This window comes from Lysinibacillus agricola, assembly GCF_016638705.1.
Lineage (GTDB): Bacteria > Bacillota > Bacilli > Bacillales_A > Planococcaceae > Lysinibacillus > Lysinibacillus agricola.
This window is the reverse complement of sequence record NZ_CP067341.1, coordinates 4,640,284-4,664,147: the sequence shown is the minus strand read 5'-3', so window position 1 is coordinate 4,664,147 and position 23,864 is coordinate 4,640,284. Positions and strand designations below refer to the sequence as shown.

Genomic DNA, 23,864 nt, shown 5'->3' with positions numbered 1-23,864 from the left:
ATGACATTACAGCAAGAAATCATTAAGGAATTACGTGTATTACCGACTATTGATGTACAAGAGGAAATTCGCAAATCCATTGATTTTTTAAAGGAATATGCGCGTCATTATAGCTTTGTAAAAGGATTTGTTCTTGGGATATCAGGTGGACAAGACTCCACATTAACTGGTAAGCTAGCGCAGCTCGCGGTTGACGAGTTAAATGCTGAGGTGGGCGAAGCGAAGTATTCATTTTGGGCTGTTCGCTTACCATATGGTGTGCAAGCTGATGAAAAGGACTGTCAGGATGCGATTGACTATATAAAACCTACAAAAACTTATACGGTAAACATAAAAGATGCCGTCGATGCTAGTATTCAAGCATTAGTAAATGCAGGTATTAAGGTAAGTGATTTTGTAAAAGGTAATGAAAAGGCACGTGAACGAATGAAGGTGCAGTATTCTATTGCTGCTATGAATAATGCTGTTGTGCTAGGGACAGATCATGCTGCCGAGGCAATTACAGGTTTTTACACGAAGTTTGGGGATGGTGGTGCAGATTTAATGCCAATCTTCCGTCTTAATAAGCACCAGGGTAAGCAGTTATTAGCTGCACTTGATTGCCCGGAGCATTTATATTTAAAGATACCAACTGCGGACTTAGAGGAAAATCGACCTTCATTACCAGACGAAGCAGCCCTTGGTGTAACATATGACCAAATTGATGATTATTTAGAAGGGAAGGAAATCCCTGACGGAGCTCGTAAAACGTTAGAAGGACACTATTTACGTTCTCAGCATAAACGTCACATGCCAATTACAATATTTGATGATTTTTGGAAGTAATGTATATATGAGTCTCATTATCGATAGTTGGGGATGATTTGTTAAAACGTATGCCATATATATAAGTTGATCTTCGTTACGGCTGGGCGACTCCTCCGGGATCAGCAATAGAGGAACGAAGGCTAAAACCATCACGTCCTGTGATAACGCCTTCGTGACCAACATCGGCAATGTTTTATCTGTGCGAAAGCGAAGCGACAGCAACAATGTATTATCTGTGCGAAAGCGAAGCGACAGCAACAACAAAGCGCCAGTCGGAACGGAAATCAACCCCACGTTATGATGATGAGTAATATTTGAGAAAAGAGTTATAAGAAAAAGTGATAAACACTTTTGAAGATAGCTCTTTTCTCTTATTTTTATGTAATTTGGTTCTACGTTATTAAATCCTAGCATATAATGTCGATATAAATACCTATATAGTTGATAAAAAGTAAAGGAGGGTAATTATTTATGAGGACTTCTAGAGTGAGTGCAACGACTAGTAGTATATTTCGAAACGAACAACAGTATCTACATGCGGGAGATTTAAGCCACAATTTCGGACAAAATCCGAAACAACAATTTAAAAATAGTATGCAAAAAAATAAAGATAAAAAGCATATGAGTAACACTGGACAATTTCAGCAGCAACGTCCCAATAACATAGAGGCAAGTTATTTGGACAGTGCATACGATTTAGAAATACGCAATGAATTAAATGAAACTGCCGTTAAACTAAGTCTTGTCAGTAAGCAAAAGAAGCTTCTCAATAGTTACCGCTCTTCTATATAACATCATATATCGAACTCTCTACATCATTCTGGGTGTAGAGAGTTTTTTTATGTTGAAAAACAAAATGGTGTCAATGAAATCTTTAAGAATGTTGTGGACTTTAAATGAAGATAATTTCTGTTCCAAGTTACTCGCTTTCCTGTAGATCAAGAAAACATTTGTGCTATCGCTTTGTTTTCGCACAGACAAAACCATTTGTTGCTGAAGTTTCGCTTTATCACTATAAATAGAATGACATGCTAGAAGATACATGCCTTGGCGAAGTGGGTGATCTTCATTCCAACAGGGTGACTCCTTGGGGATCAGCGTCACAGATGAGACATTGGAGCGAAGCGGCTCGACGCTCGCTCGCAGGAAAGCGAGTAGCCCGTAGCGGAAATCAGAGCCTTCTAATTAATCATAATGGATAAAAATGGTTAATCAACACGCATATATTTTTTATTCAAAATATTTGAAGTCGAGATGTTCAATGAATATTCAAGGTAATTTTTCCAATACTTCACAGCTATTTTTAACTTATTTCACAACTTACCTGTAAAGTATGTAATAGAAACAGAAAAAAAGAAATTGGGGGAAGCAGTTGTGAAAAAATTATGGTTACCTGTACTAGCAGTATTACTTTTACTCGCGGCTTGTGGTACAGAAAAAGAGCAAGTTAAGGATGAAGAATCGAAGCAAGATGTTGCGGCAAATGAAGCAGAAGTAAAGGATAAATCTGTGCAAGTCGCTTCTTTAGTTGATCCACGTTTACAAGAGCCAAAAGAAGATACAGTGTGTGAAATGTGTAATATGAAAGTATATATGAAGGACGAAGAGATGGGTGAATTCTCTACCCAAGCAATAAAAGAGGATGGAACAATTGCTTTTTATGATGACATAGGCTGTTTAGTAAATGCTGAGGTTGCAAATGAGGAAAAGAATGAAAAATTTGTGCGTGATTATATTACGAAGGATTGGACGAAGGTTGATGATGTGACAATCGTCAAAACAGACCTAAAGTCTCCAATGAACTGGGGATATATTTATTTCATCAATAAAGCCGATGCAGACAAATATATAGCTGATAATCCAAATGCACATGTAGAGGAATTACAAAAAATTAAAGATGAAGCATTAGAGCGTCGTAAAAAGAAAATGCAAGAAAAAGCTGAAAAAGAAGCCAATGGTGAATCTGATTCTATGCATATGGAAGAGATGAATCAGGATAGTCAAGGTCATAGTCATTAGTCGAATGGACTAGGGGGAATTCCTCTAGTCTTTTCGTGCTGAACTGGGAGGTAAGGATTGGTGAAAAAAATAGGGTTTGCCTTATTGTTTTTTCTGTTCATGAGCCAGACAGTATATGCCGATTTTGATATGCAGGCTGCAATTGATGCAGCGAGGCCTGGTGAGATCGTTCATATTCCTGCTGGTCGTTACCAAGGTAATTTTATTGTGACAAAACCGATAACGTTACAAGGTGAAGAGGGAACTGAACTTATTGGTGAAAGAGACAAGCCGGCACTTCGAATTGAAAATACTGCCAAAGTCACTGTAGAAAATATAACATTATCAGGAAAAAACAAAGCTATTGTTGCTAGTGATGTAGATGGACTTGAGCTACGTAAATTACAAATTAAAGATGTTCATACAGGCGTTCATATACAACGCTCCAAAAATGTGCGTATACATGAAGTTAATGTGGCTGGTAGTGAGGCGCATTATTCCCAAAAAGGTAATGGGGTGGCTGTTTTTAAGAGTGAGGACATCACTATCGAAGGTAATACGATTGAGCGAGTGCAGGATGGAATTTATGTAGAGGAGGTAACGCGTGTCGTTGTTCAACGAAATAAGGTGACGAGCAGCCGTTACGGTACGCATTTTATGTATACGAGTGATGCTGAAGCACTTTTTAATACATATCTTCATAATGTTACTGGCCTTATGATTATGATGACAACAGACATTCTCCTTGAAAATAATACAGTAGCTAATCATTTTGATTTTAATGGCTACGGTATGCTGCTGTATGATGTACAGCAAGCAAAAATTAAGCTTAACACCATCAAGAATAATCGAACTGGTGTAGCTTTGCAGAAAAGTTCAAATATCCAAATTGAAACAAATGATTTTCAGATGAATCAAACAGCACTTGAGGGCACAAAAGTAAATGGCGACACGACGGCTAGTAGTAATAACTTTACAGGTAATATATTAACGGCACGCTCCGATAAGCAAGGCTTTCAACTAGTAAGTAACTATTATGATGATTATTCGGGGATTGATTTAAAAGACAATGGTTTCGGCGATATCCCGTATGTGGCTGTGTCAAGCTTTGGTCAATGGATGGTACGTCAGCCTGTTTACCAATATTTCGTGGCATCTCCGAGTGTCATTTTACTGACATCACTTGATCAGCAAATTAATAAAACTGAAAAGAATATGCTCATTGATAATACTCCGAGGTTGGTAATGAAAGATACGAAGGAAAAGAACAAGGTGAATATGGTGCAAATGCTAGTAGGTCTATTCTTGACATTAAGTAGTTTATGGCTATGGAAAAGAGGAATAACAGAATGAAGAAATGGATAATGATTGTAATGTTATGTTGTGCTGTGCTGATGGGCTGTAGTGAAAAAACATATGAGCCACGTGAAATAGTTAGTGAAACTGATGTTTGTAAAATATGCAATATGAGTATAGTTCACAATGAATATGCTGGTCAGATTGCATTGAAGAATGGTGATTATGAAATTTTTGATGATATTGGCTGTCTTATGGAATATATTGAAGCAAATGGAGAAGATGAGGTTGGAGCAGCCTATATTAAAGATGCAGCAAAAAATGAATGGATTGACGTTATTAAAGCTGTATATGTGTACAACAAGGATTATTGGACGCCGATGAATTATGGGGTAGTTGCATTCGATACGAAGGAAGCGGCACAGGAGTGGATGGTTTCTGAGGGGGAAGGTCAGCTACTTGCTTATACAGATTTACATGATTTTAAATGGGGGATCCATAAGTAATGTATAGTATGCTTATCAAACTTGAATTGAAGCAAATGCTTAGAAGTCGTTGGATGCAATTGGTCGGTATACTTTTCACATTCGTTTTTACAGCTATCATTGTCATTCAGCAAATGGCACTACCAGATGTAGAGGGCTTTACACGACAAACAGCCTCGTTTTTAAATGTATTGCTGTTTTTATTACCACTGTTTATATTAACAATCGGAAGTATGAGTGTAGCTGGTGACGTGGAATCAGGTTGGTTTTCTTTATTAAAGACATATCCGATGACACGTACGCAGTATATTGCAGGAAAGTATATTGCATCCGTACTGGCCTTTTTATTGGTCGTTGCAGTGGCGTTTGGAGCTATATTAGCACTTGGTGGATTTTTAGGTGGAGTACGTTTACCGTTTATTTTCATTATCCTAACACTGCTATGTATATTCATTTTTGTGTCATTGGCCATTGCAGTTGGAGCATTTGCGAAAACAAGATTATTTTCATTGTCGTTATCACTTGTTTTTTGGTCAATTTTTTTATTGCTTATTTCTTACGCTTTAATGGCTATTGGAACCGTCGTGGCGGGGCACGTTCTACAAAAGCTGACAGTTTTGGCGATACACATTAATCCTGTGGAGTGGCTACGCTTTGGCTACTTCATTTTTACAGATCAGGCTAGCGTACTTGGACCAGCATTTTATAAAGTAACGCAGTTTTATTCGTCACCACTAGGCTACGCAGTGTACGTGGCGGTGACATTACTTTGGATAACATGTCCATTAGCTTACGCTAGTATGCTTTTGAAGAAAGGGGATAGAAGATGATGCTATTAGAAACAAAGAAGTTATCGAATATCTATGATAATAATAGAGGTCTTCAAGAAGCCTCCTTTTCTTTGCGGGCAGGGCGTATTTTAGCACTTGTAGGAGGAAATGGTGCTGGAAAGAGTACTTTAATTCGCTTGCTAACTGGGCAGGAAAAACAAAAATCGGGAGAAATAATATGGCATAAACCACAAGCTATTCGATACATGCCTGATGATGTGGATTTTCCTTCTATGTTAACAGCAACAGAAATTTTGCAGCTACTAGCTTCTTTAAAGCAAATTGGTAAAAGCGAACAGGAAGATGTACTGAGACGCGTTGCTTTATGGGATGTTCGAAAGCAAAGAGTGAAGCAATTCTCAAAGGGAATGCGTCAACGGCTTAATCTCGCTCAAAGCTTACTTGGCGATGGCTCCTTGCTTATTTTAGATGAGCCGACTAATGGTCTTGATCCGTTTTGGATTGCAGAGCTGAAAAAAATGATGCTAGAGGAAAAAGCAAGGGGTTGTACTGTAATATTTTCCACACATTTGCTTGCTTTTGCGGAGGAAGTAGCGGACGATGTACTAGTTTTACATGAAGGGGAAATACTTATTTCGGGTGACTTAAAGGAAATACTTTTACAAGAAAATTCAACTTCTTTAGAGAATTTATGGTTAAAAAAATTAAATTTGTAACATTTTGATAGGTAATGACGTTATATACTAGAAGATGGGCTTGTTTGAACGAGAAGTTCAGACAAGCCTTCTTTTCTGCTGAAGTATTATTACTTTTCAGACTCGCTGATTAGGGACAAGCGTGTTGATTAGGAAAATATAGGTTTATTATTGAGTGATAAAAGGGTTTTTTGTTGATATTTTGCTAATGTATGTCCATTTTAACTGATTGTAGCGGAGGGTGATAGACTCTCGCCTGCAGCCTTCATCTTCGGTGTGATGGTAAAATATAGTTAATCAACATGTTTGATTACTTTTCCCGCTAAATAATTGCAATTTGCTCAAACTGTAGGGATAAAGCAATAGGGTTTCATATAATTGTGTTACAAAGCAGATTTCGTTATGCTTAAAGTAAGTTATCATGCAATTCAAACAATTGTTGGATGAAATAGGAGGTTTTTTGATTTATGAATTCACAAATACAAAATGTATTAGAGAATATAGAAAAAGTAATGATAGGCAAAAGAGAGGTTGCAGAGCTTAGCATAGTTGCCATGTTGGCAAGGGGACATGTCTTGCTTGAGGACGTGCCAGGTGTCGGTAAAACAATGATGGTGCGGGCACTAGCAAAATCGTGTGATGCACAGTTCAAAAGGATTCAATTTACACCTGATTTATTGCCCTCAGATGTTGTAGGAGTATCTATTTATAATCCGAAGACGCTAGAATTCGAATTTCGACCTGGTCCGATCATGGGAGATGTAATTTTAGCGGATGAAATTAACCGTACATCTCCGAAAACACAGTCTGCTTTGCTGGAGGGAATGGAGGAAGCTTCCGTTACAATTGATGGTAAAACCCTGACAATTAATCAACCGTTTTTTGTAATGGCCACTCAAAATCCAATTGAGCATGAAGGCACATATCCGTTACCAGAAGCACAACTCGATCGTTTCTTATTAAAAATAAAAATGGGCTATCCTACAAGAGGGCAAGAAGTGGAGATTCTACGTCGAGCTGAACATGGTAAGCCGATTGAGAAAATTGAAGCTGTGCTAACAGTTGCGCAATTAATTGAATTACAGGAGCTTGTACAGGGTGTGTATGTTGAAGATTCTGTTAAAAATTATATGGTTGAGCTAGCGACTCAAACACGGGAAAATAACTATGTCCATTTAGGGGTAAGTCCTCGAGCGACAATTGCTTTAATGAAAGCCTCACAAGCTTATGCGTTTATAAAAGGGCGTAGTTATGTTACGCCTGATGATGTCCAATATTTAGTACCATTTGTCTTTAGCCATCGTTTAGTATTAAAACCAGATGCGCGTTATGATAACGTGGCAGCAGAGGAAATTATTGAACGTATTATTGCGAATACACCTGTCCCAACAAAGAGGTTTGCGGAGCAATGAAGAAATGGCGAGCTTTTATAGAGAAAAGTAAACATTTCTTATTAGTATCTTCGTTAATAATCATAACGTTTTGCTATGCCATGTTCCAAGGAGGGTTTGTTAGCTGGTTTGTATTTTTTACAGTGAGTCCGTTTTTGTTGTATGCATTTATTTTCTTACTAGTGAAAGAAGATATTTTACTTGTGGAACGCAAAATTGAGCCCTCTCGTGTTGAGAGTGGACAATCTGCTAAGGTTACAATTACGGTGGAACGAAAATCACGTTTTCCGTTTGTTTATATGATGATGGAGGAGCTTGTGAACAGCGAAGCCCTTGTTCAATCGAAAGTGCAAGGAACGAATGCCATTAAGTTCGTAGGCTTCAGGAAAAAATTTAGCTGGAATTACATGCTGGAAAATATGCCCCGTGGCGAGCATCGTTACTTAGGTGTTAATATTGTTTTCTGTGATTTTTTTGGCTGGGCAAAAAAACGAGTTGCGGCAGAAAAGGAACAAGTCATTTTAATTTATCCGAGAGTAAGAGAGATGAAGTATGCCGCACTTCAAACAAAATTTGATGTTGGTACAATGATGTCGCCTTATTCAATTGTTAAGGATACATCAATGGCTGTTGGCTTACGTGAGTATGTTCCAGGTGACCGTTTTTCTTGGATTCACTGGAAGTCATTTGCGAAAACGCAGACATTGCAATCTAAGGAATTTGAAGATCGTCAATCACAAGAGTTAATGTTGGTACTCCATGCTGAAAAGTCTCCTTTATTTGAGGGGAAAATTGAGCTTGTCGCTTCGATGTTACAAACAATTGTCAAAGAGCGTGGGGATATTTCATTTGTTTCAGCGGGTGCCAAAACGAAGGTGTTTCCGATTATTCAAGGTAATAGGCAGCTAGATCAAGTAATGCATCATTTAGCTGCTATAAAACCTACGGAAACTGTCAAATTCCAATTACGAGATCAGCAAGTCTTTAAGCATGTTGCAACACTACTGTATGTTACGAGTGAAGTATCAGATGAATTACTTCATACTCTTGCCAGTATGGTGAAAGGCTGTATTTGTTTTGTAGTAGCGGAGCAGCCACCTATGCAAACAGAGCTAGCAAAGCGTTATAAGCATATTCAAGTTGTACATGTAAATCCAACAGATTATTACCATCTGTTCACGGAGGTGATGAAGCCGTGAAAAAATCACTAGGAAATTTTATAGAATTAGCAATAGCATACGTAATTATTTTTCTAATTTTACGTGAATGGCTTATTCCTGTAATGGAGCTAACAAATACAGGATTGTTTCATTTATTTTTAGTGTTTATCGGTCTATCACTAGTACTTAGCCTATTTCAAGTGCATCCATTATTGTCAGGATTAGTGAAATTTGGCTATATTACTTGGTTTATAGTGTTTGTTTATAGTGAAAATCCTTTTTTATCTGGACAGACATTACCATTTTTAATGAATGAATGGAAATGGAATATGACAACCATTCTTTCGGGCGATTTTGGACAAGTTACGGATGCGTTTAGAACGGTGCTATTCCTTGTGCTTATTTGGATGTTAATCTACCTAATTCATCACTGGATAACAGTGCGAAAAAATATATTCTATTTCTTTGCGTTAACCGTATTCTTTATTGCTACATTAGATACGTTTAGTGACTATGATGGAAAAGTGGCAATTGTTAAAGTTACTGTGCTTGGATTAATAATGACAGGCTTGCTTTTCGTCAAACGCTTATGGCTTCAAGCAGATGCGCCAAGTAATGTAATAGGAAAGTGGAAACTGGTTATACCAATGATTGTTTCGGTAATGCTTGTAAGTGTAGTGGCATTCTTTTTACCTAAGACAGGTCCGACTTGGGCTGATCCAGTGCCTTTTATTCAAGGGGTTGCAGGGCAAGGGGACTTTGGAACAGGTAAAAAAACAGTTGGATACAGCGAGGATGATAGCCAATTAGGGGGGCCGTTTCAAGGTGATAATACACTAATTTTCACAGCAACTTCCCGTGACCGTCATTATTGGCGGATAGATACAAAGGACACTTATACAACGAAGGGCTGGATTCTCTCAGAGGGGAACTTTGGAAAAAATATTTATCAAATCGATACGCCTATCCTAACTTCGTTACAAGCTGGGTCTCCTGAAAATGAACGTCAAATTCAATTGGACATTGCTGCACCAATGCCATTTTTATTGCAAACGTATGGCATGCTATCTGTTTCTGCCCAAGATTCGCCCCTGTTTATTCAGGATGAACGCAATGAAAAAATAGCAATAGAGCAACAAAACGGCGAGTCAAAATTACTATCTAACTATACGATATCTTATAGTGAGCCAGTATATAGCATGGAGCAGCTCCAAATGTCTGACCCGTCCATGCTAGAAACATTAGATTCATCCTTTAATCGTTTTTTACAATTGCCAAACAACCTTCCACAGCGTGTAGGGGATTTGGCAAAAGATATTACTCAGGATAAAACCTCTATATATGATCAAATAAAAGCGGTTGAAACATATTTTTCAACTCATGGCTTTAGATACGATAAAACAGCAGTAGCAATCCCGGCTGAGGATCAAGATTATGTTGATCAGTTTTTATTCGATACCAAAGGTGGCTATTGTGATAATTTCTCAACATCAATGGTCGTGCTACTACGTTCGGCGGGGATACCTGCACGCTGGGTAAAAGGCTTTGCACCTGGTAATCCTGGTCCAATGTCAGATGGTTTACGTGAGTATCAAATTACGAATGATAATGCACACTCGTGGGTGGAAGCATATGTACCTGGAACAGGCTGGATGGAGTTTGAACCAACGATTGGCTTTTCAGGAAATGTGAATATCGATTATGATATAGAGCAAGACACTCCACAGCAAGAGCAAGTACTGCAGCCAGAAAAAAAACAAGAGCAACAAAAGAAGGAAGAGCAAGCACCGAAGAAAGAAACATCCAGCTCAACGTTTAGTTTAGATGCTGTATGGAAATGGGTGAAAAAACTTACTTATGTATGGATTGCTCTAGTCATTTTGATGATCATCGCTGCAATTACTCTGTTTCTGCAACGTAAAACATGGATACCTAAAATGCAAGTGCGTGCATATCGTAAAAAGGAAGCGGACTGGACAAATTTTGATGCTTCTTACCATGTTTTAACGAAGCAATTATCTCGTATTGGATTACGTCGAAAAGATGGTGAGACATTACGAGCATTTGCTGACCGAGTTGATGCATCGTTGGAGACAGAAGAGATGCAAAAACTGACCGCTGTATATGAACAACATATTTATGGTAAGGATAAACAACAGGTTGACTTTGTAAAACTGAAAGAAAGTTGGGAATATTTAATCAATCGCACTATCAGTTGATTTTGATGGGTACAAAGAGTAAAATGAAAAAAATTATATATAATTAGGATTGCTTTCATATAAGTTCGATAATAAGGTTCGGATGTTTCTACGAAATCACCGTAAAAGATTTCTCTATGAAGGTGAATGTTTTGGTTAGGTGAGAAGGTTAGTAAATCACTTTTCTTTGCTACGCATTCGCCTTTATAAATCAAGAGCTTATGAACGCGTAGGAAGTTTTTACTTTCATACGCGTTTTTCTTTGAACATATGAAAAGTTCCTTTAAAAATAGTAGAAGAGGTGGAAATATTGTCAGCTAGCCCTTTATTAGAGCAAGAAAAAATCGTCGTTCTTGACTTCGGTAGCCAATTTAACCAATTGATTACGCGTCGTATCCGTGAATTTGGTGTATTCAGTGAGTTGCATCCACATACGATTACAGCGGAAGAAATTAAAAATATGAACGCAGCAGGTATTATTTTTTCAGGTGGTCCAAACTCTGTTTATGATGAAAATGCCTTCCATGTAGATCCAGCTATTTTCGAATTAGGCTTACCAATCCTAGGTATTTGCTATGGTATGCAATTAATGGCACATACACAGGGCGGTAAGGTTGAAGGTGCTGAAACACGCGAATATGGTAAAGCTGAGATCCAAGTAACAGCTTCAAACAAACTATTCGGTGAGTTACCAACTGAACAAATCGTATGGATGAGCCATGGTGACCATGTAACAGAAGTGCCTGCTGGATTTGAGGTAATCGCAACAAGTGCTGCTTGCCCTATCTCTGCAATGGCAAATGTAGAACGTAAACTATATGCAGTTCAATTCCACCCAGAAGTACGTCACTCTGTATACGGTAACGACTTATTACGTCAGTTCGTGTTCGACATTTGTGAAGCAAAAGGCGATTGGTCAATGGCTAACTTCATTGAGCTTGAAATCGCGAAAATTCGTGAGACAGTGGGCGACAAAAAAGTTTTATGTGCCCTTTCTGGTGGTGTAGACTCATCAGTTGTTGCTGTTCTAATTCATAAAGCAATTGGTGACCAACTAACTTGTATGTTCGTAGACCACAACTTAAACCGTAAAGGTGAAGTTGAGCAAGTTATGAAAACATTCACTGAAGACTTCGACATGAATCTTGTTAAAATTGATGCACGTCAACGATTCATGGATAAACTTGCTGGCGTTTCTGACCCTGAGAAAAAACGTAAAATTATCGGTAACGAATTTATTTACGTATTTGATGAAGAAGCAGCTAAACTTGAAGGAATGGATTTCCTAGCTCAAGGTACGCTTTATACAGATATCATTGAATCTGGTACAGCAACTGCCCAAACTATTAAATCACACCATAACGTTGGTGGTCTTCCAGAAGACATGCAATTCAAATTAATCGAACCACTTAACACGTTATTTAAAGACGAAGTGCGCGCATTAGGATTAGAGCTTGGCCTTGACGAAAAAATCGTTTGGCGTCAACCATTCCCAGGTCCTGGTCTAGGTATCCGTGTACTTGGTGAAGTAACAGAAGAAAAACTAGAAATCGTACGCGAATCTGATTTCATCTTACGTGAAGAGATCGCAAAAGCTGGTCTTGATCGCGACATTTGGCAATACTTCACGGTATTACCTGACATCCGTTCAGTTGGCGTAATGGGCGATGCACGTACGTATGACTATGCAATCGGCATCCGTGCGGTAACATCTATCGACGGTATGACTTCTGACTGGGCACGCATTCCTTGGGATGTACTAGAGAAAATCTCTGTTCGCCTAGTAAACGAAGTGAAACACGTTAACCGCGTGCTGTATGATATTACATCTAAGCCACCTGCGACTATTGAGTGGGAGTAGGACTTACGAATAATATAATCTAAATAGGTTATAAACGCAGTCATACTAATGTCTAAGTTGAATTGTTAAGTACTAATATTGTGATTAACGTACAACTATTTATATTTCAAAAATTAAACTCTCTTTTAGTTATTTATAACAAATAACTAGAAGGGGGGTTTTTATTTTTGTCAAAATTAGTGATTTGATTGATGATTTTAAAATGAATCAGCAAATTCAAGGTCGTAAAGATGAGTATAATGAATTACCATTTGGCGATGAATTATTTTACTAAGTTTTTAATGTTTTTACGGATATATGCAAGGTTAGCAGTACACTAATAAGGTTTACTTCAGTAAAATAAGGTATATTATATTTGTTGAATAGATTCTCTTTAAGGACAAGAAAAGTAGGTGAACAAAGTGGGGAAATATCAATTGGATACCAAAGGTAAGGTAGCTGTGACAAAGTATCATGAAAAACACAAGCCTGCCAAATTTGATAAAAAGCAGCAACTTGAAAAAATACGTGCGGAGTATTTGAAAAAGAAGCAAGAACAAACAGATAAATAATATGAATGAAAACATAGGAAGACTAAAATCTCCCTATGTTTTTCTTATTCGAAGTTCTTTTTTTAAAATTGATGATAGAGTTTATTATTCCCATAAATTTCAGATTGAACGAATTTTTCTGTTTTAATAAATAGCGTAAAACTCTTATGTATCAATGGTTAGTGAGTGTGCTGTATGATATTACATCTAAGCCACCTACAACTATTGAGTGGGAATAACCCCCTCATTTTATTTCCTTTTTTAGCATTAAAAATAAGAAAAGCACACCAATTTCTACGATTAGCGGGACAAAAATAATATTTAAATGGAAGAAAATTATACTTATCAAAATAGCTATACAAATAAATATTGAACTATGTCGATAACTTTTTGATTGATAAAAGAATGAATATGGTAACAAATGTGCACCGTAAATAATTGCATATACAGGTAAGACCCACATAGGTGCTTTAATTAATAGAAGAATACAAATAATTAAATATAAAACTTGATTGTTTGTTGCAATCAATAGTCCATTAATCAATGGATTTTCTTTATAAAGTAAATCAACATTTAATATTTTGGCACAAAGAATCGAAACAGGGAACAGCAATGCACCACAAGATAAAATGCCAATATTTTTTATCATTAGATCTAAAGGCAGCAATGCGATTACTGTGATAACTCCCCAAATAAATATGGAGGCCATTATAAAAGGAAGCCCCTTCTTTTGTTTCTGAGCAATATCATTTAGTAGTACTTGTAAGCTAGTATTGAGGTTCATTTCCGTCTCCTTAATTTTCTAGCGATCTATTTAAACTATCCGCTATTTTTTTATTTTCATATTTTGAGAAAAAATAAAATCCGATGATATGACCAATCAACGTTATCACTAAAATTAGCAACAAATAAGGTTTGATAATTTCAAATACTTTCAGTGAAAAAAGATATACACTTCCTATGCCACAGAAAAAATTTAAAAAAGTACTAATAGTAATTTTAGATGTTACTTTTAATGTTGAGTAGTTCCACAAATATGGATAAGCTATACCAAAAACAATCCCCATCAGAACGCTGATACCAATTAAATTCCAAATGTAAAGGAAGTTGACTATTTCTTCGTGAAGATTAAAAATAGTAATTAAAAAAACAATCCAAATCAACCCCAAAAATGAAACGTATAAAAAGCTGTTTTTTTAAGTCTTTTATCATATCAATTTCTCCTTAATAGATTTTGCATAATGTCTACTGACAATATACTTATTTTGTTGTTTTGTAATAACTTCCAATCTAGCGTGACTTCCCGAAGCAAATGAGCGTATTTGATTCAAATTCAAAATCATTGAATTATTGATTCTAACCAATCCGAAAGATTCCAAGTAAGATAATTCTTTTAAAATCTTATTCAGCAATAGCTCTGTACCATTTATTAAAAAGATTTTGGTGAAATGACCAGATGCTTCAATTGCCTCGATGTCATTGAGTTCAATCATAACCTGACGATTTGTTTTGAAATCTGTTGCGCTTAATGTTATAGATTGAAAAAAATGCTGTTCAATTGTCGAAAGCAATTCTTTATTCGATGGATTACTGATAATCTCAATTTCAGAAGATGATTGATTGTTTTTCCAAATGTAGTTGAATTTCATGTGGATCTCCTTTCTGTTTTAAGCGTAGCAACACTTCTCAGAACTTACGATGATTTTTCGTTTTGTTGCAAAAAAAATAGACTTTGTTACATTCTTTCAGTTAAATGTCTTTTTACCTTAGAAATCTCCCGCCTCTATAGCTGGGAAGATGAATGCGGATGTAAGTTACTTTTCAACGAATGTGCAAACACCCGTTGAGAGAAGTAAAAATGACAGTATGTTTTTATGGAATTAGGAGTTGAGAAAGTAGAGGATGTTAAGTCGTAATATATCACAGTTCTTGAAATTCTTTCTTTAAGGATTATACTTTCGAAGCGTTAGGTGTAGTAAACTAATGACTATAATATAGGACTCTATGTCGTTGTTTAGGGGGATGGAAATGGAAAATAATATTACGATGATTCATACACTTGCTATTGGTATGCCGAAAGAATTGCATTATAGTAATGGGCGCTCAATGAATACAGGGATTGAAAAACGAAAAGTACAAGAAGTTTATTTGTCCGCTCGTGGATTTGAGGGGGACGATGTAGCAGATAAAAAACATCATGGTGGTCCTGACCGTGCCGTTTGTTTATATCCTGAGGAGCATTACATACAATGGGAACAGGAACTTGGTAAACCGTTACCTACAGCAGCATTCGGTGAAAACTTAACAGTAACGAATATGTTGGAAGCGGATATTTGTATTGGTGATATTTATAAAATAGGTGATGCTGTCATCCAAATTACCCAAGGACGTGTACCATGTAGTACGATTGATAAATATACTGAGGCGAACATATTACTCAAACGTTTAATTGAAACAGGTTATACGGGCTACCTTGCACGTGTACTGGAAGAAGGGACAATCTATGCAGATTCAAAAATTGAACTAGTGGAAAAGCACCCAGCACGTGTTTCAGTTTTGCATTGCAACGAAGTGTATTTTAAAAACAAAGACGCACTTGCGATGAAACGTATACAGGCGATTGATGCATTAGCAGAAGATTGGAAACAAAAATTAGAAAAAAGAATTCAGCACTTACAAAGTAAAGTGATGAATTAAACATAGGTCGATCAAGTCTTTCGTCGGATGTTTGTACACCCGCTGAAAGAAGTTAAAATCCTCTAGAATTCGAATGAGTTCTAGGGGGTTCTTTATTTTATAACTATCGATAAAACGTTTAGTCCTAACCTATTTATGCAAAGATTTTTTAAAATGTGAACATTAAAAAAGAATTTTACACGAACTTTCGTATAACTTTTTTGAAAAATGTTCGGAAATAGGGTTGAAATCTGAAAAGTGAAATGATATATTACGATTGTAAATTAAATATGTCGTCGTATAATGTCGGGGATAAGGCCCGTGAGTTTCTACCAAGTTACCGTAAATAACTTGACTACGATTTTAGTTATATATACCAATGTATAGACACTAATTAATTTCTCACAATAACTGTGATGAAATGTATCGTAGACATGCGACTAGTAGAGTAGTCAGTGTGTCTTTTTTGTTTTCGATATTGAAGACGACCATACGGAGGATTTCTTTAAAATGAAAAAGTATTTCATGTTCGATGAACTAGGAACTAATTATCGCCGCGAAATAATAGGTGGTATTACTACATTCCTTGCCATGGCTTACATTTTAGCTGTTAACCCTGGTATGTTAGAAAATGCAGGAATGGATAAAGGTGCTGTATTCGTAGCTACAGCATTAGCAGCAACAGTAGGTTCTCTGATTATGGGTATATTCGCTAAATTCCCAATTTCACTTGCTCCTGGTATGGGCTTAAACGCATTCTTTGCCTTCACTGTTGTTGGAGCTTACGGTATTCCTTGGCAGACTGGTTTAACAGGTGTTTTCTTCTCAGGGGTTATCTTTATCATTCTTTCGTTAACAGGTATTCGTGAAACAGTAATTAATGCAATTCCAGTACAACTTAAATATGCAGTTTCAGCAGGTATTGGTTTATTTATAACTTTTGTAGGTTTACAAGGGGCAGGTATTATAGTCGCTAGCCCAGCTACATTGGTGACTTTAGGAACATTCACTGGTGCAACTTTACTAGCTGTATTCGGGATTGTCCTTTCAATTATTCTTATTATTAAACTACGTAGTATTGGTATTTTCCTAGGGATGGTTGTAACAGCGATTGTTGGTATGATTACAGGCGTTATTGAACCTCCTACAGCAGTTGTTTCAGCAATTCCGAGTGTGGACTCTACATTTATGGTAGCTTTAGATCCAATTTTCCATGATTTCGGTTCATTATTAAACGTTAAATTTTTAGTAGTTGTCTTAACGTTCTTGTTTGTAGATTTCTTTGATACAGCAGGTACTTTAATGGCAGTTGCGACACAGGCAGGATTAGTAAAAGATAATAAATTACCACGTGCAAGCCGTGCATTGATGGCGGATGCTCTTGCAACAACAATTGGTTCTTTATTTGGTACATCAACAACTACAGCTTATGTTGAGTCAACTTCTGGTGTAGCAGCAGGTGCTCGTTCAGGTTTCTCTGCTGTTGTAACGGCAATGCTATTCTTGGTAGCATTATTCTTCTCACCATTACTCGCTGTGGTAACTCCAGCGGTAACAGCACCAGCTCTAGTTATTGTAGGTGTTCTGATGGTATCTTCATTACGTTTAATCGATTGGGATAAATTCGAAATTGCAGTACCAGCTTTCTTTACAGTAATCATGATGCCTCTTGGTTATTCAATTGCTACTGGTATTGCAATAGGTTTTGTATTCTATCCAATAACAATGCTTTTAGCGGGTCGTAAAAAAGAAATTCACCCTATGATGTACGGATTATTCTTTGTCTTCCTTGCATACTTTATCTGGGTACGCTAATTAGAAAAACATAATCTGAAATATAATCAGCACCTCAATTGTTAGGAATGAAACTAATAATTGCAGGTGCTTTTCTTATTGTTAAAGAAACTAGACTTTTAAGTTGTGAATAACCAAGGGCATAGTTTTCGTCTAGGCTAAAGTGCTACATCCTCGAGGTCGCTTTGATCCCGCTGGCTGGATGTAAACGAGCGCTTTAGCACATTTGTTCTTAGTAAATGTAAAGCTAGTTAATTATAGAAATAATAAAACGAATTTAATGGTAGTGGAAGTTATCAAACGATTTTAGAAATGGTGTAATCTTAATTTCTGTCGAAGAAAAAAGGAGCACCTAATGTATGGAATCAAGAAAAAAGAATTTATAATACTAAATTAAAGTAGTAGTCTTACATGAGTTGGTTTATTAAGAGACACATAGCAATTATGTTTATACAGTAAAGTTGATATATATATATATTATAGAAGAAACTCCTTCTCAATTAATTAGAATAGTTTTATTTTAATAAATCACTTGCAAACTCAATATTAAGGTGATATATTTATAAACGTTGTTACGAAAAACAAACGACAACTTAAAAAATACTAACATAAAGAGTTGACATAGAGTTGACGTTATGTTAAAGTATAAGAAGTCACTTATTTGTGACGAATTAATGAACCTTGAAAACTGAACAAGCAAAACGTAATCAATAAAGTTTTTAGTAGCTAACCTTGAGTTAGTGAATGAAACAAAATTTTGGACATCAAACATGATGCCAGCAAAACAATTTGAGCTAATCAAATTTCTTTTTATGGAGAGTTTGATCCTGGCTCAGGACGAACGCTGGCGGCGTGCCTAATACATGCAAGTCGAGCGAACAGAGAAGGAGCTTGCTCCTTTGACGTTAGCGGCGGACGGGTGAGTAACACGTGGGCAACCTACCTTATAGTTTGGGATAACTCCGGGAAACCGGGGCTAATACCGAATAATCTATTTCACTTCATGGTGAAATACTGAAAGACGGTCTCGGCTGTCGCTATAAGATGGGCCCGCGGCGCATTAGCTAGTTGGTGAGGTAACGGCTCACCAAGGCAACGATGCGTAGCCGACCTGAGAGGGTGATCGGCCACACTGGGACTGAGACACGGCCCAGACTCCTACGGGAGGCAGCAGTAGGGAATCTTCCACAATGGGCGAAAGCCTGATGGAGCAACGCCGCGTGAGTGAAGAAGGTTTTCGGATCGTAAAACTCTGTTGTAAGGGAAGAACAAGTACAGTAGTAACTGGCTGTACCTTGACGGTACCTTATTAGAAAGCCACGGCTAACTACGTGCCAGCAGCCGCGGTAATACGTAGGTGGCAAGCGTTGTCCGGAATTATTGGGCGTAAAGCGCGCGCAGGCGGTCCTTAAGTCTGATGTGAAAGCCCACGGCTCAACCGTGGAGGGTCATTGGAAACTGGGGGACTTGAGTGCAGAAGAGGAAAGTGGAATTCCAAGTGTAGCGGTGAAATGCGTAGAGATTTGGAGGAACACCAGTGGCGAAGGCGACTTTCTGGTCTGTAACTGACGCTGAGGCGCGAAAGCGTGGGGAGCAAACAGGATTAGATACCCTGGTAGTCCACGCCGTAAACGATGAGTGCTAAGTGTTAGGGGTTTCCGCCCTTAGTGCTGCAGCTAACGCATTAAGCACTCCGCCTGGGGAGTACGGTCGCAAGACTGAAACTCAAAGGAATTGACGGGGGCCCGCACAAGCGGTGGAGCATGTGGTTTAATTCGAAGCAACGCGAAGAACCTTACCAGGTCTTGACATCCCGTTGACCACTGTAGAGATATAGTTTTTCCCTTCGGGGACAACGGTGACAGGTGGTGCATGGTTGTCGTCAGCTCGTGTCGTGAGATGTTGGGTTAAGTCCCGCAACGAGCGCAACCCTTGATCTTAGTTGCCATCATTTAGTTGGGCACTCTAAGGTGACTGCCGGTGACAAACCGGAGGAAGGTGGGGATGACGTCAAATCATCATGCCCCCTTATGACCTGGGCTACACACGTGCTACAATGGACGATACAAACGGTTGCCAACTCGCGAGAGGGAGCTAATCCGATAAAGTCGTTCTCAGTTCGGATTGTAGGCTGCAACTCGCCTACATGAAGCCGGAATCGCTAGTAATCGCGGATCAGCATGCCGCGGTGAATACGTTCCCGGGCCTTGTACACACCGCCCGTCACACCACGAGAGTTTGTAACACCCGAAGTCGGTGGGGTAACCTTTTGGAGCCAGCCGCCGAAGGTGGGATAGATGATTGGGGTGAAGTCGTAACAAGGTAGCCGTATCGGAAGGTGCGGCTGGATCACCTCCTTTCTAAGGATATTTTCGGAATACAGACTTAGGGTTTGTAAGATTACGTTTTGCGTTCAGTTTTTGAAGGTTCATTCTTACGAATGAAATACTTCAAAAACTTGTTCTTTGAAAAACTGGATAAAAACGACATTGAAATTGTAACAAACACATTTTTTTTTTAAGTTTTTTTATAGGCTTAATAACGAAGAAGGTTTCAAGACACGAGTAGTTCTAGGAAGCAATCGAGAGAAGGAAGGAGCGTACCTATGTACGTGACTGACTGAACGAGTGAAGCTGACGACGAAATGCGATGTGTATTGAAAGCTGTAGGTTAAGTTATTAAGGGCGCACGGCGAATGCCTTGGCACTAGGAGCCGAAGAAGGACGGCACTAACACCGATATGCTTCGGGGAGCTGTAAGTGAGCTTTGATCCGGAGATTTCCGAATGGGGGAACCCACTACGTTTAATCGCGTAGTATCTTGACGTGAATTCATAGCGTCTTGAAGGCAGACCCAGGGAACTGAAACATCTAAGTACCTGGAGGAAGAGAAAGAAAAATCGATTCCCTGAGTAGCGGCGAGCGAAACAGGGAAGAGCCCAAACCAAGAGGCTTGCCTCTTGGGGTTGTAGAGACACTCTATACGGAGTTACAAAAGAGCGAGTTAGATGAAGCGACTTGGAAAGGTCCGCCAGAGCAGGTAAAAGCCCTGTAGTCGAAAGTTCGTTCTCTCCAGAGTGGATCCTGAGTACGGCGGAACACGTGAAATTCCGTCGGAATCCGGGAGGACCATCTCCCAAGGCTAAATACTACCTAGTGACCGATAGTGAACCAGTACCGTGAGGGAAAGGTGAAAAGCACCCCGGAAGGGGAGTGAAAGAGATCCTGAAACCGTGTGCCTACAAGTAGTTAGAGCCCGTTAATGGGTGATAGCGTGCCTTTTGTAGAATGAACCGGCGAGTTACGATTACGTGCGAGGTTAAGCTTTAGAAGGCGGAGCCGCAGCGAAAGCGAGTCTGAATAGGGCGAAATAGTACGTGGTCGTAGACCCGAAACCAGGTGATCTACCCATGTCCAGGGTGAAGGTGAGGTAACACTTACTGGAGGCCCGAACCCACGCACGTTGAAAAGTGCGGGGATGAGGTGTGGGTAGCGGAGAAATTCCAATCGAACCTGGAGATAGCTGGTTCTCTCCGAAATAGCTTTAGGGCTAGCCTCGTGATGAGAATACTGGAGGTAGAGCACTGTTTGGACTAGGGGGCCATCCCGGTTTACCGAATTCAGACAAACTCCGAATGCCAGATATTTATACACGGGAGTCAGACTGCGAGTGATAAGATCCGTAGTCAAAAGGGAAACAGCCCAGACCACCAGCTAAGGTCCCAAAGTAATCGTTAAGTGGAAAAGGATGTGGCGTTGCACAGACAACCAGGATGTTGGCTTAGAAGCAGCCATCATTTAAAAGAGTGCGTAATAGCTCACTGGTCGAGTGACGCTGCGCCGAAAAATGTATCGAGGGCTAAACGATTCACCGAAGCTGTGGATTGACATCTATGATGTCAGTGGTAGGAGAGCGTTCTAAGTGCGTTGAAGTCAGACCGGAAGGACTGGTGGAGCGCTTAGAAGTGAGAATGCCGGTATGAGTAGCGAAAGACGGGTGAGAATCCCGTCCACCGTATGACTAAGGTTTCCTGAGGAAGGCTCGTCCGCTCAGGGTTAGTCGGGACCTAAGCCGAGGCCGATAGGCGTAGGCGATGGACAACAGGTTGATATTCCTGTACCACCTCCTCACCGTTTGAGAAATGGGGGACGCAGTAGGATAGGGTAAGCGCGCCGTTGGTTGTGCGCGTCCAAGCAGTAAGGCGTGTGTGTAGGCAAATCCGCACACTATAACGTTGAGCTGTGATGGCGAGTCCGTATGGACGAAGTTCCTGATTTCACACTGCCAAGAAAAAGCCTCTATCGAGGTGAGAGGTGCCCGTACCGCAAACCGACACAGGTAGTCGAGGAGAGAATCCTAAGGTGTGCGAGAGAACTCTCGTTAAGGAACTCGGCAAAAATGACCCCGTAACTTCGGGAGAAGGGGTGCTCTTGAGCGTGCAAGCGCATGAGAGCCGCAGTGAATAGGCCCAGGCGACTGTTTAGCAAAAACACAGGTCTCTGCAAAACCGTAAGGTGACGTATAGGGGCTGACGCCTGCCCGGTGCTGGAAGGTTAAGAGGAGTGGTTAGCGCAAGCGAAGCTGCGAGTGAAGCCCCAGTAAACGGCGGCCGTAACTATAACGGTCCTAAGGTAGCGAAATTCCTTGTCGGGTAAGTTCCGACCCGCACGAAAGGCGTAACGATCTGGGCACTGTCTCAACGAGAGACTCGGTGAAATTATAGTACCTGTGAAGATGCAGGTTACCCGCGACAGGACGGAAAGACCCCGTGGAGCTTTACTGTAGCCTGATATTGAATTTTGGTACAACTTGTACAGGATAGGTAGGAGCCAGAGATCTCGGAGCGCCAGCTTCGAAGGAGGCGTCGGTGGGATACTACCCTGGTTGTATTGAAATTCTAACCCATGCCCCTTAGCGGGGCAGGAGACAGTGTCAGGCGGACAGTTTGACTGGGGCGGTCGCCTCCTAAAAGGTAACGGAGGCGCCCAAAGGTTCCCTCAGAATGGTTGGAAATCATTCGTAGAGTGTAAAGGCACAAGGGAGCTTGACTGCGAGACCTACAAGTCGAGCAGGGTCGAAAAGACGGGCTTAGTGATCCGGTGGTTCCGCATGGAAGGGCCATCGCTCAACGGATAAAAGCTACCCCGGGGATAACAGGCTTATCTCCCCAAGAGTCCACATCGACGGGGAGGTTTGGCACCTCGATGTCGGCTCATCGCATCCTGGGGCTGTAGTCGGTCCCAAGGGTTGGGCTGTTCGCCCATTAAAGCGGTACGCGAGCTGGGTTCAGAACGTCGTGAGACAGTTCGGTCCCTATCCGTCGTGGGCGTAGGAAATTTGAGAGGAGCTGTCCTTAGTACGAGAGGACCGGGATGGACACACCGCTGGTGTACCAGTTGTCTTGCCAAAGGCATCGCTGGGTAGCTATGTGTGGACAGGGATAAGTGCTGAAAGCATCTAAGCATGAAGCCCCCTCAAGATGAGATTTCCCATTACGCAAGTAAGTAAGATCCCTCAAAGACGATGAGGTAGATAGGTTCGAGGTGGAAGTGTGGTGACACATGGAGCTGACGAATACTAATCGATCGAGGACTTAACCAAAAATGTTTGAAACATTCAATGCACCGTTTATCCAGTTTTGAAAGAACAAAACCTTTCATTTTAGGGTTTCAAAATACGACGTATATTGAAAGCCAAAGAGAGCTTCAAGACACAAGTAGTACAAGGAAGCAAACGAGTGAATGAAGGAGCGTACCTCTGTACGTGACCGATTGAACGAGAGAAGCTGACGCAGTAATACGCCGTGTATTGGAGGTCGTCAATAGTCTAGTGATGATGGCAAAGAGGTCACACCCGTTCCCATACCGAACACGGAAGTTAAGCTCTTTAGCGTCGATGGTAGTTGGGGGCTTCCCCCTGTGAGAGTAGAACGTCGCTAGGCACTTTAAAAAAGTCGAGGATTCATTCCTCGGCTTTTTTTGTTTTATAACATAATAATAAAATGATATAATTATTTAAATGTTAAAATTTACATAAAAAAATAGATTCAATAATATTTGTTGAGGTATCCAGACAATTTAAGCTGTATGTAAAAGGACAGACGCTCTTGCGAAACGCTGGCATAACAGTCTGTCAAAGGAATATATCGGAAAGTTACACTCATTATGACCGTAGAAACAAAA

At 39.6% G+C, this 23,864-nt stretch carries 17 protein-coding genes, 3 rRNA genes and 2 riboswitches; of the genes, 18 read left to right on the top strand and 2 right to left on the bottom strand.

The window, feature by feature from the left end; translation table 11 throughout:
• From nadE to FJQ98_RS23250, 13 genes are all read left to right on the top strand, one after another.
• Nucleotides 1-825: an ammonia-dependent NAD(+) synthetase gene (gene nadE, locus FJQ98_RS23305; protein ID WP_053594867.1), complete on the top strand. Its 825-nt coding sequence runs from the start codon at nt 1-3 to the stop codon at nt 823-825.
• 170 nt (nt 826-995) lie between these two features.
• Entirely contained in the window at nt 996-1,118 is a 123-nt protein-coding gene (locus FJQ98_RS27355; protein ID WP_277815943.1) for a hypothetical protein, read from the top strand.
• Nucleotides 1,119-1,278: 160 nt separating this feature from the next.
• Nucleotides 1,279-1,599: a hypothetical protein gene (locus FJQ98_RS23300; RefSeq protein ID WP_053594868.1), complete on the top strand. Its 321-nt coding sequence runs from the start codon at nt 1,279-1,281 to the stop codon at nt 1,597-1,599.
• A gap of 582 nt (nt 1,600-2,181) precedes the next feature.
• Nucleotides 2,182-2,826 carry a nitrous oxide reductase accessory protein NosL gene (locus tag FJQ98_RS23295; RefSeq protein WP_053594869.1) on the top strand — a complete coding sequence of 215 codons (645 nt, stop codon included), beginning with the start codon at nt 2,182-2,184 and terminating at the stop codon, nt 2,824-2,826.
• Between the two features lie 60 nt (nt 2,827-2,886).
• Nucleotides 2,887-4,158, top strand: coding sequence for a right-handed parallel beta-helix repeat-containing protein (locus FJQ98_RS23290; protein WP_241774562.1), 1,272 nt, complete (start codon nt 2,887-2,889; stop codon nt 4,156-4,158).
• A complete protein-coding gene (locus tag FJQ98_RS23285; protein ID WP_053594870.1) occupies nt 4,155-4,607 on the top strand; it encodes a nitrous oxide reductase accessory protein NosL in 453 nt (150 codons plus the stop codon). Before FJQ98_RS23290 ends, FJQ98_RS23285 begins: the two co-directional genes overlap by 4 nt.
• Nucleotides 4,607-5,416, top strand: coding sequence for an ABC transporter permease (locus tag FJQ98_RS23280; protein WP_241774561.1), 810 nt, complete (start codon nt 4,607-4,609; stop codon nt 5,414-5,416). The genes FJQ98_RS23285 and FJQ98_RS23280 overlap by 1 nt, the downstream gene beginning before the upstream one ends.
• On the top strand, nt 5,413-6,093 hold the full coding sequence (locus FJQ98_RS23275) for an ABC transporter ATP-binding protein (protein WP_053594871.1): 681 nt from the start codon (nt 5,413-5,415) through the stop codon (nt 6,091-6,093). Before FJQ98_RS23280 ends, FJQ98_RS23275 begins: the two co-directional genes overlap by 4 nt.
• A 446-nt stretch (nt 6,094-6,539) precedes the next feature.
• A complete protein-coding gene (locus FJQ98_RS23270) occupies nt 6,540-7,484 on the top strand; it encodes an AAA family ATPase (RefSeq protein WP_053594872.1) in 945 nt (314 codons plus the stop codon).
• Nucleotides 7,481-8,662, top strand: a complete 1,182-nt coding sequence (locus FJQ98_RS23265; protein WP_053594873.1) for a DUF58 domain-containing protein — start codon at nt 7,481-7,483, stop codon at nt 8,660-8,662. Before FJQ98_RS23270 ends, FJQ98_RS23265 begins: the two co-directional genes overlap by 4 nt.
• Nucleotides 8,659-10,842, top strand: a complete 2,184-nt coding sequence (locus FJQ98_RS23260; RefSeq protein ID WP_053594874.1) for a transglutaminase TgpA family protein — start codon at nt 8,659-8,661, stop codon at nt 10,840-10,842. Before FJQ98_RS23265 ends, FJQ98_RS23260 begins: the two co-directional genes overlap by 4 nt.
• 35 nt (nt 10,843-10,877) lie before the next feature.
• Nucleotides 10,878-10,979: riboswitch (purine riboswitch) on the top strand.
• A gap of 152 nt (nt 10,980-11,131) precedes the next feature.
• On the top strand, nt 11,132-12,682 hold the full coding sequence (gene guaA / locus FJQ98_RS23255; protein WP_053594875.1) for a glutamine-hydrolyzing GMP synthase: 1,551 nt from the start codon (nt 11,132-11,134) through the stop codon (nt 12,680-12,682).
• A 401-nt stretch (nt 12,683-13,083) separates the two neighbouring features.
• On the top strand, nt 13,084-13,233 hold the full coding sequence (locus FJQ98_RS23250) for a hypothetical protein (protein WP_053594876.1): 150 nt from the start codon (nt 13,084-13,086) through the stop codon (nt 13,231-13,233).
• Nucleotides 13,234-13,456: 223 nt separating this feature from the next.
• On the opposite strand, the gene FJQ98_RS23240 is transcribed toward FJQ98_RS23250, so the two are convergent.
• Both FJQ98_RS23240 and FJQ98_RS23235 read right to left on the bottom strand, forming a co-directional pair.
• Nucleotides 13,457-13,996 (bottom strand): DUF7010 family protein, encoded by a 540-nt coding sequence (locus FJQ98_RS23240; RefSeq protein WP_053594877.1) that lies wholly within the window; start codon nt 13,994-13,996, stop codon nt 13,457-13,459.
• Nucleotides 13,997-14,420: 424 nt separating this feature from the next.
• Entirely contained in the window at nt 14,421-14,861 is a 441-nt protein-coding gene (locus FJQ98_RS23235; protein WP_053594879.1) for a LytTR family DNA-binding domain-containing protein, read from the bottom strand.
• A 379-nt stretch (nt 14,862-15,240) separates the two neighbouring features.
• On the opposite strand from FJQ98_RS23235, the gene FJQ98_RS23230 reads away from it, so the two are divergent.
• From FJQ98_RS23230 to rrf, 5 genes are all read left to right on the top strand, one after another.
• On the top strand, nt 15,241-15,909 hold the full coding sequence (locus FJQ98_RS23230) for an MOSC domain-containing protein (protein WP_053594880.1): 669 nt from the start codon (nt 15,241-15,243) through the stop codon (nt 15,907-15,909).
• Between the two features lie 255 nt (nt 15,910-16,164).
• Nucleotides 16,165-16,266: riboswitch (purine riboswitch) on the top strand.
• A 132-nt stretch (nt 16,267-16,398) separates the two neighbouring features.
• Nucleotides 16,399-17,703, top strand: coding sequence for an NCS2 family permease (locus tag FJQ98_RS23225; protein ID WP_053594881.1), 1,305 nt, complete (start codon nt 16,399-16,401; stop codon nt 17,701-17,703).
• Nucleotides 17,704-18,491: 788 nt separating this feature from the next.
• A 16S ribosomal RNA gene (locus tag FJQ98_RS23220) occupies nt 18,492-20,042 on the top strand.
• Nucleotides 20,043-20,350: 308 nt separating this feature from the next.
• Nucleotides 20,351-23,283, top strand: a 23S ribosomal RNA gene (locus tag FJQ98_RS23215).
• Nucleotides 23,284-23,507: 224 nt separating this feature from the next.
• Nucleotides 23,508-23,623 (top strand): 5S ribosomal RNA (gene rrf, locus FJQ98_RS23210).
• The 16S, 23S and 5S rRNA genes sit together here, the layout of an rRNA operon.
• Nucleotides 23,624-23,864 lie beyond the last annotated feature (241 nt).

What these genes read in the sequence shown, in the direction of transcription:
- FJQ98_RS23265 (WP_053594873.1), top strand. Translation starts at nt 7,481, where the DNA reads ATGAAGAAATGGCGAGCTTTTATAGAGAAAAGTAAACATTTCTTATTA.
- FJQ98_RS23285 (WP_053594870.1), top strand. Translation starts at nt 4,155, where the DNA reads ATGAAGAAATGGATAATGATTGTAATGTTATGTTGTGCTGTGCTGATG.
- FJQ98_RS23240 (WP_053594877.1), bottom strand. Translation starts at nt 13,996, where the DNA reads ATGAACCTCAATACTAGCTTACAAGTACTACTAAATGATATTGCTCAG.
- FJQ98_RS23230 (WP_053594880.1), top strand. Translation starts at nt 15,241, where the DNA reads ATGGAAAATAATATTACGATGATTCATACACTTGCTATTGGTATGCCG.
- FJQ98_RS23300 (WP_053594868.1), top strand. Translation starts at nt 1,279, where the DNA reads ATGAGGACTTCTAGAGTGAGTGCAACGACTAGTAGTATATTTCGAAAC.
- FJQ98_RS23280 (WP_241774561.1), top strand. Translation starts at nt 4,607, where the DNA reads ATGTATAGTATGCTTATCAAACTTGAATTGAAGCAAATGCTTAGAAGT.
- FJQ98_RS23225 (WP_053594881.1), top strand. Translation starts at nt 16,399, where the DNA reads ATGAAAAAGTATTTCATGTTCGATGAACTAGGAACTAATTATCGCCGC.
- FJQ98_RS27355 (WP_277815943.1), top strand. Translation starts at nt 996, where the DNA reads ATGTTTTATCTGTGCGAAAGCGAAGCGACAGCAACAATGTATTATCTG.
- FJQ98_RS23275 (WP_053594871.1), top strand. Translation starts at nt 5,413, where the DNA reads ATGATGCTATTAGAAACAAAGAAGTTATCGAATATCTATGATAATAAT.
- FJQ98_RS23235 (WP_053594879.1), bottom strand. Translation starts at nt 14,861, where the DNA reads ATGAAATTCAACTACATTTGGAAAAACAATCAATCATCTTCTGAAATT.
- FJQ98_RS23270 (WP_053594872.1), top strand. Translation starts at nt 6,540, where the DNA reads ATGAATTCACAAATACAAAATGTATTAGAGAATATAGAAAAAGTAATG.
- nadE (WP_053594867.1), top strand. Translation starts at nt 1, where the DNA reads ATGACATTACAGCAAGAAATCATTAAGGAATTACGTGTATTACCGACT.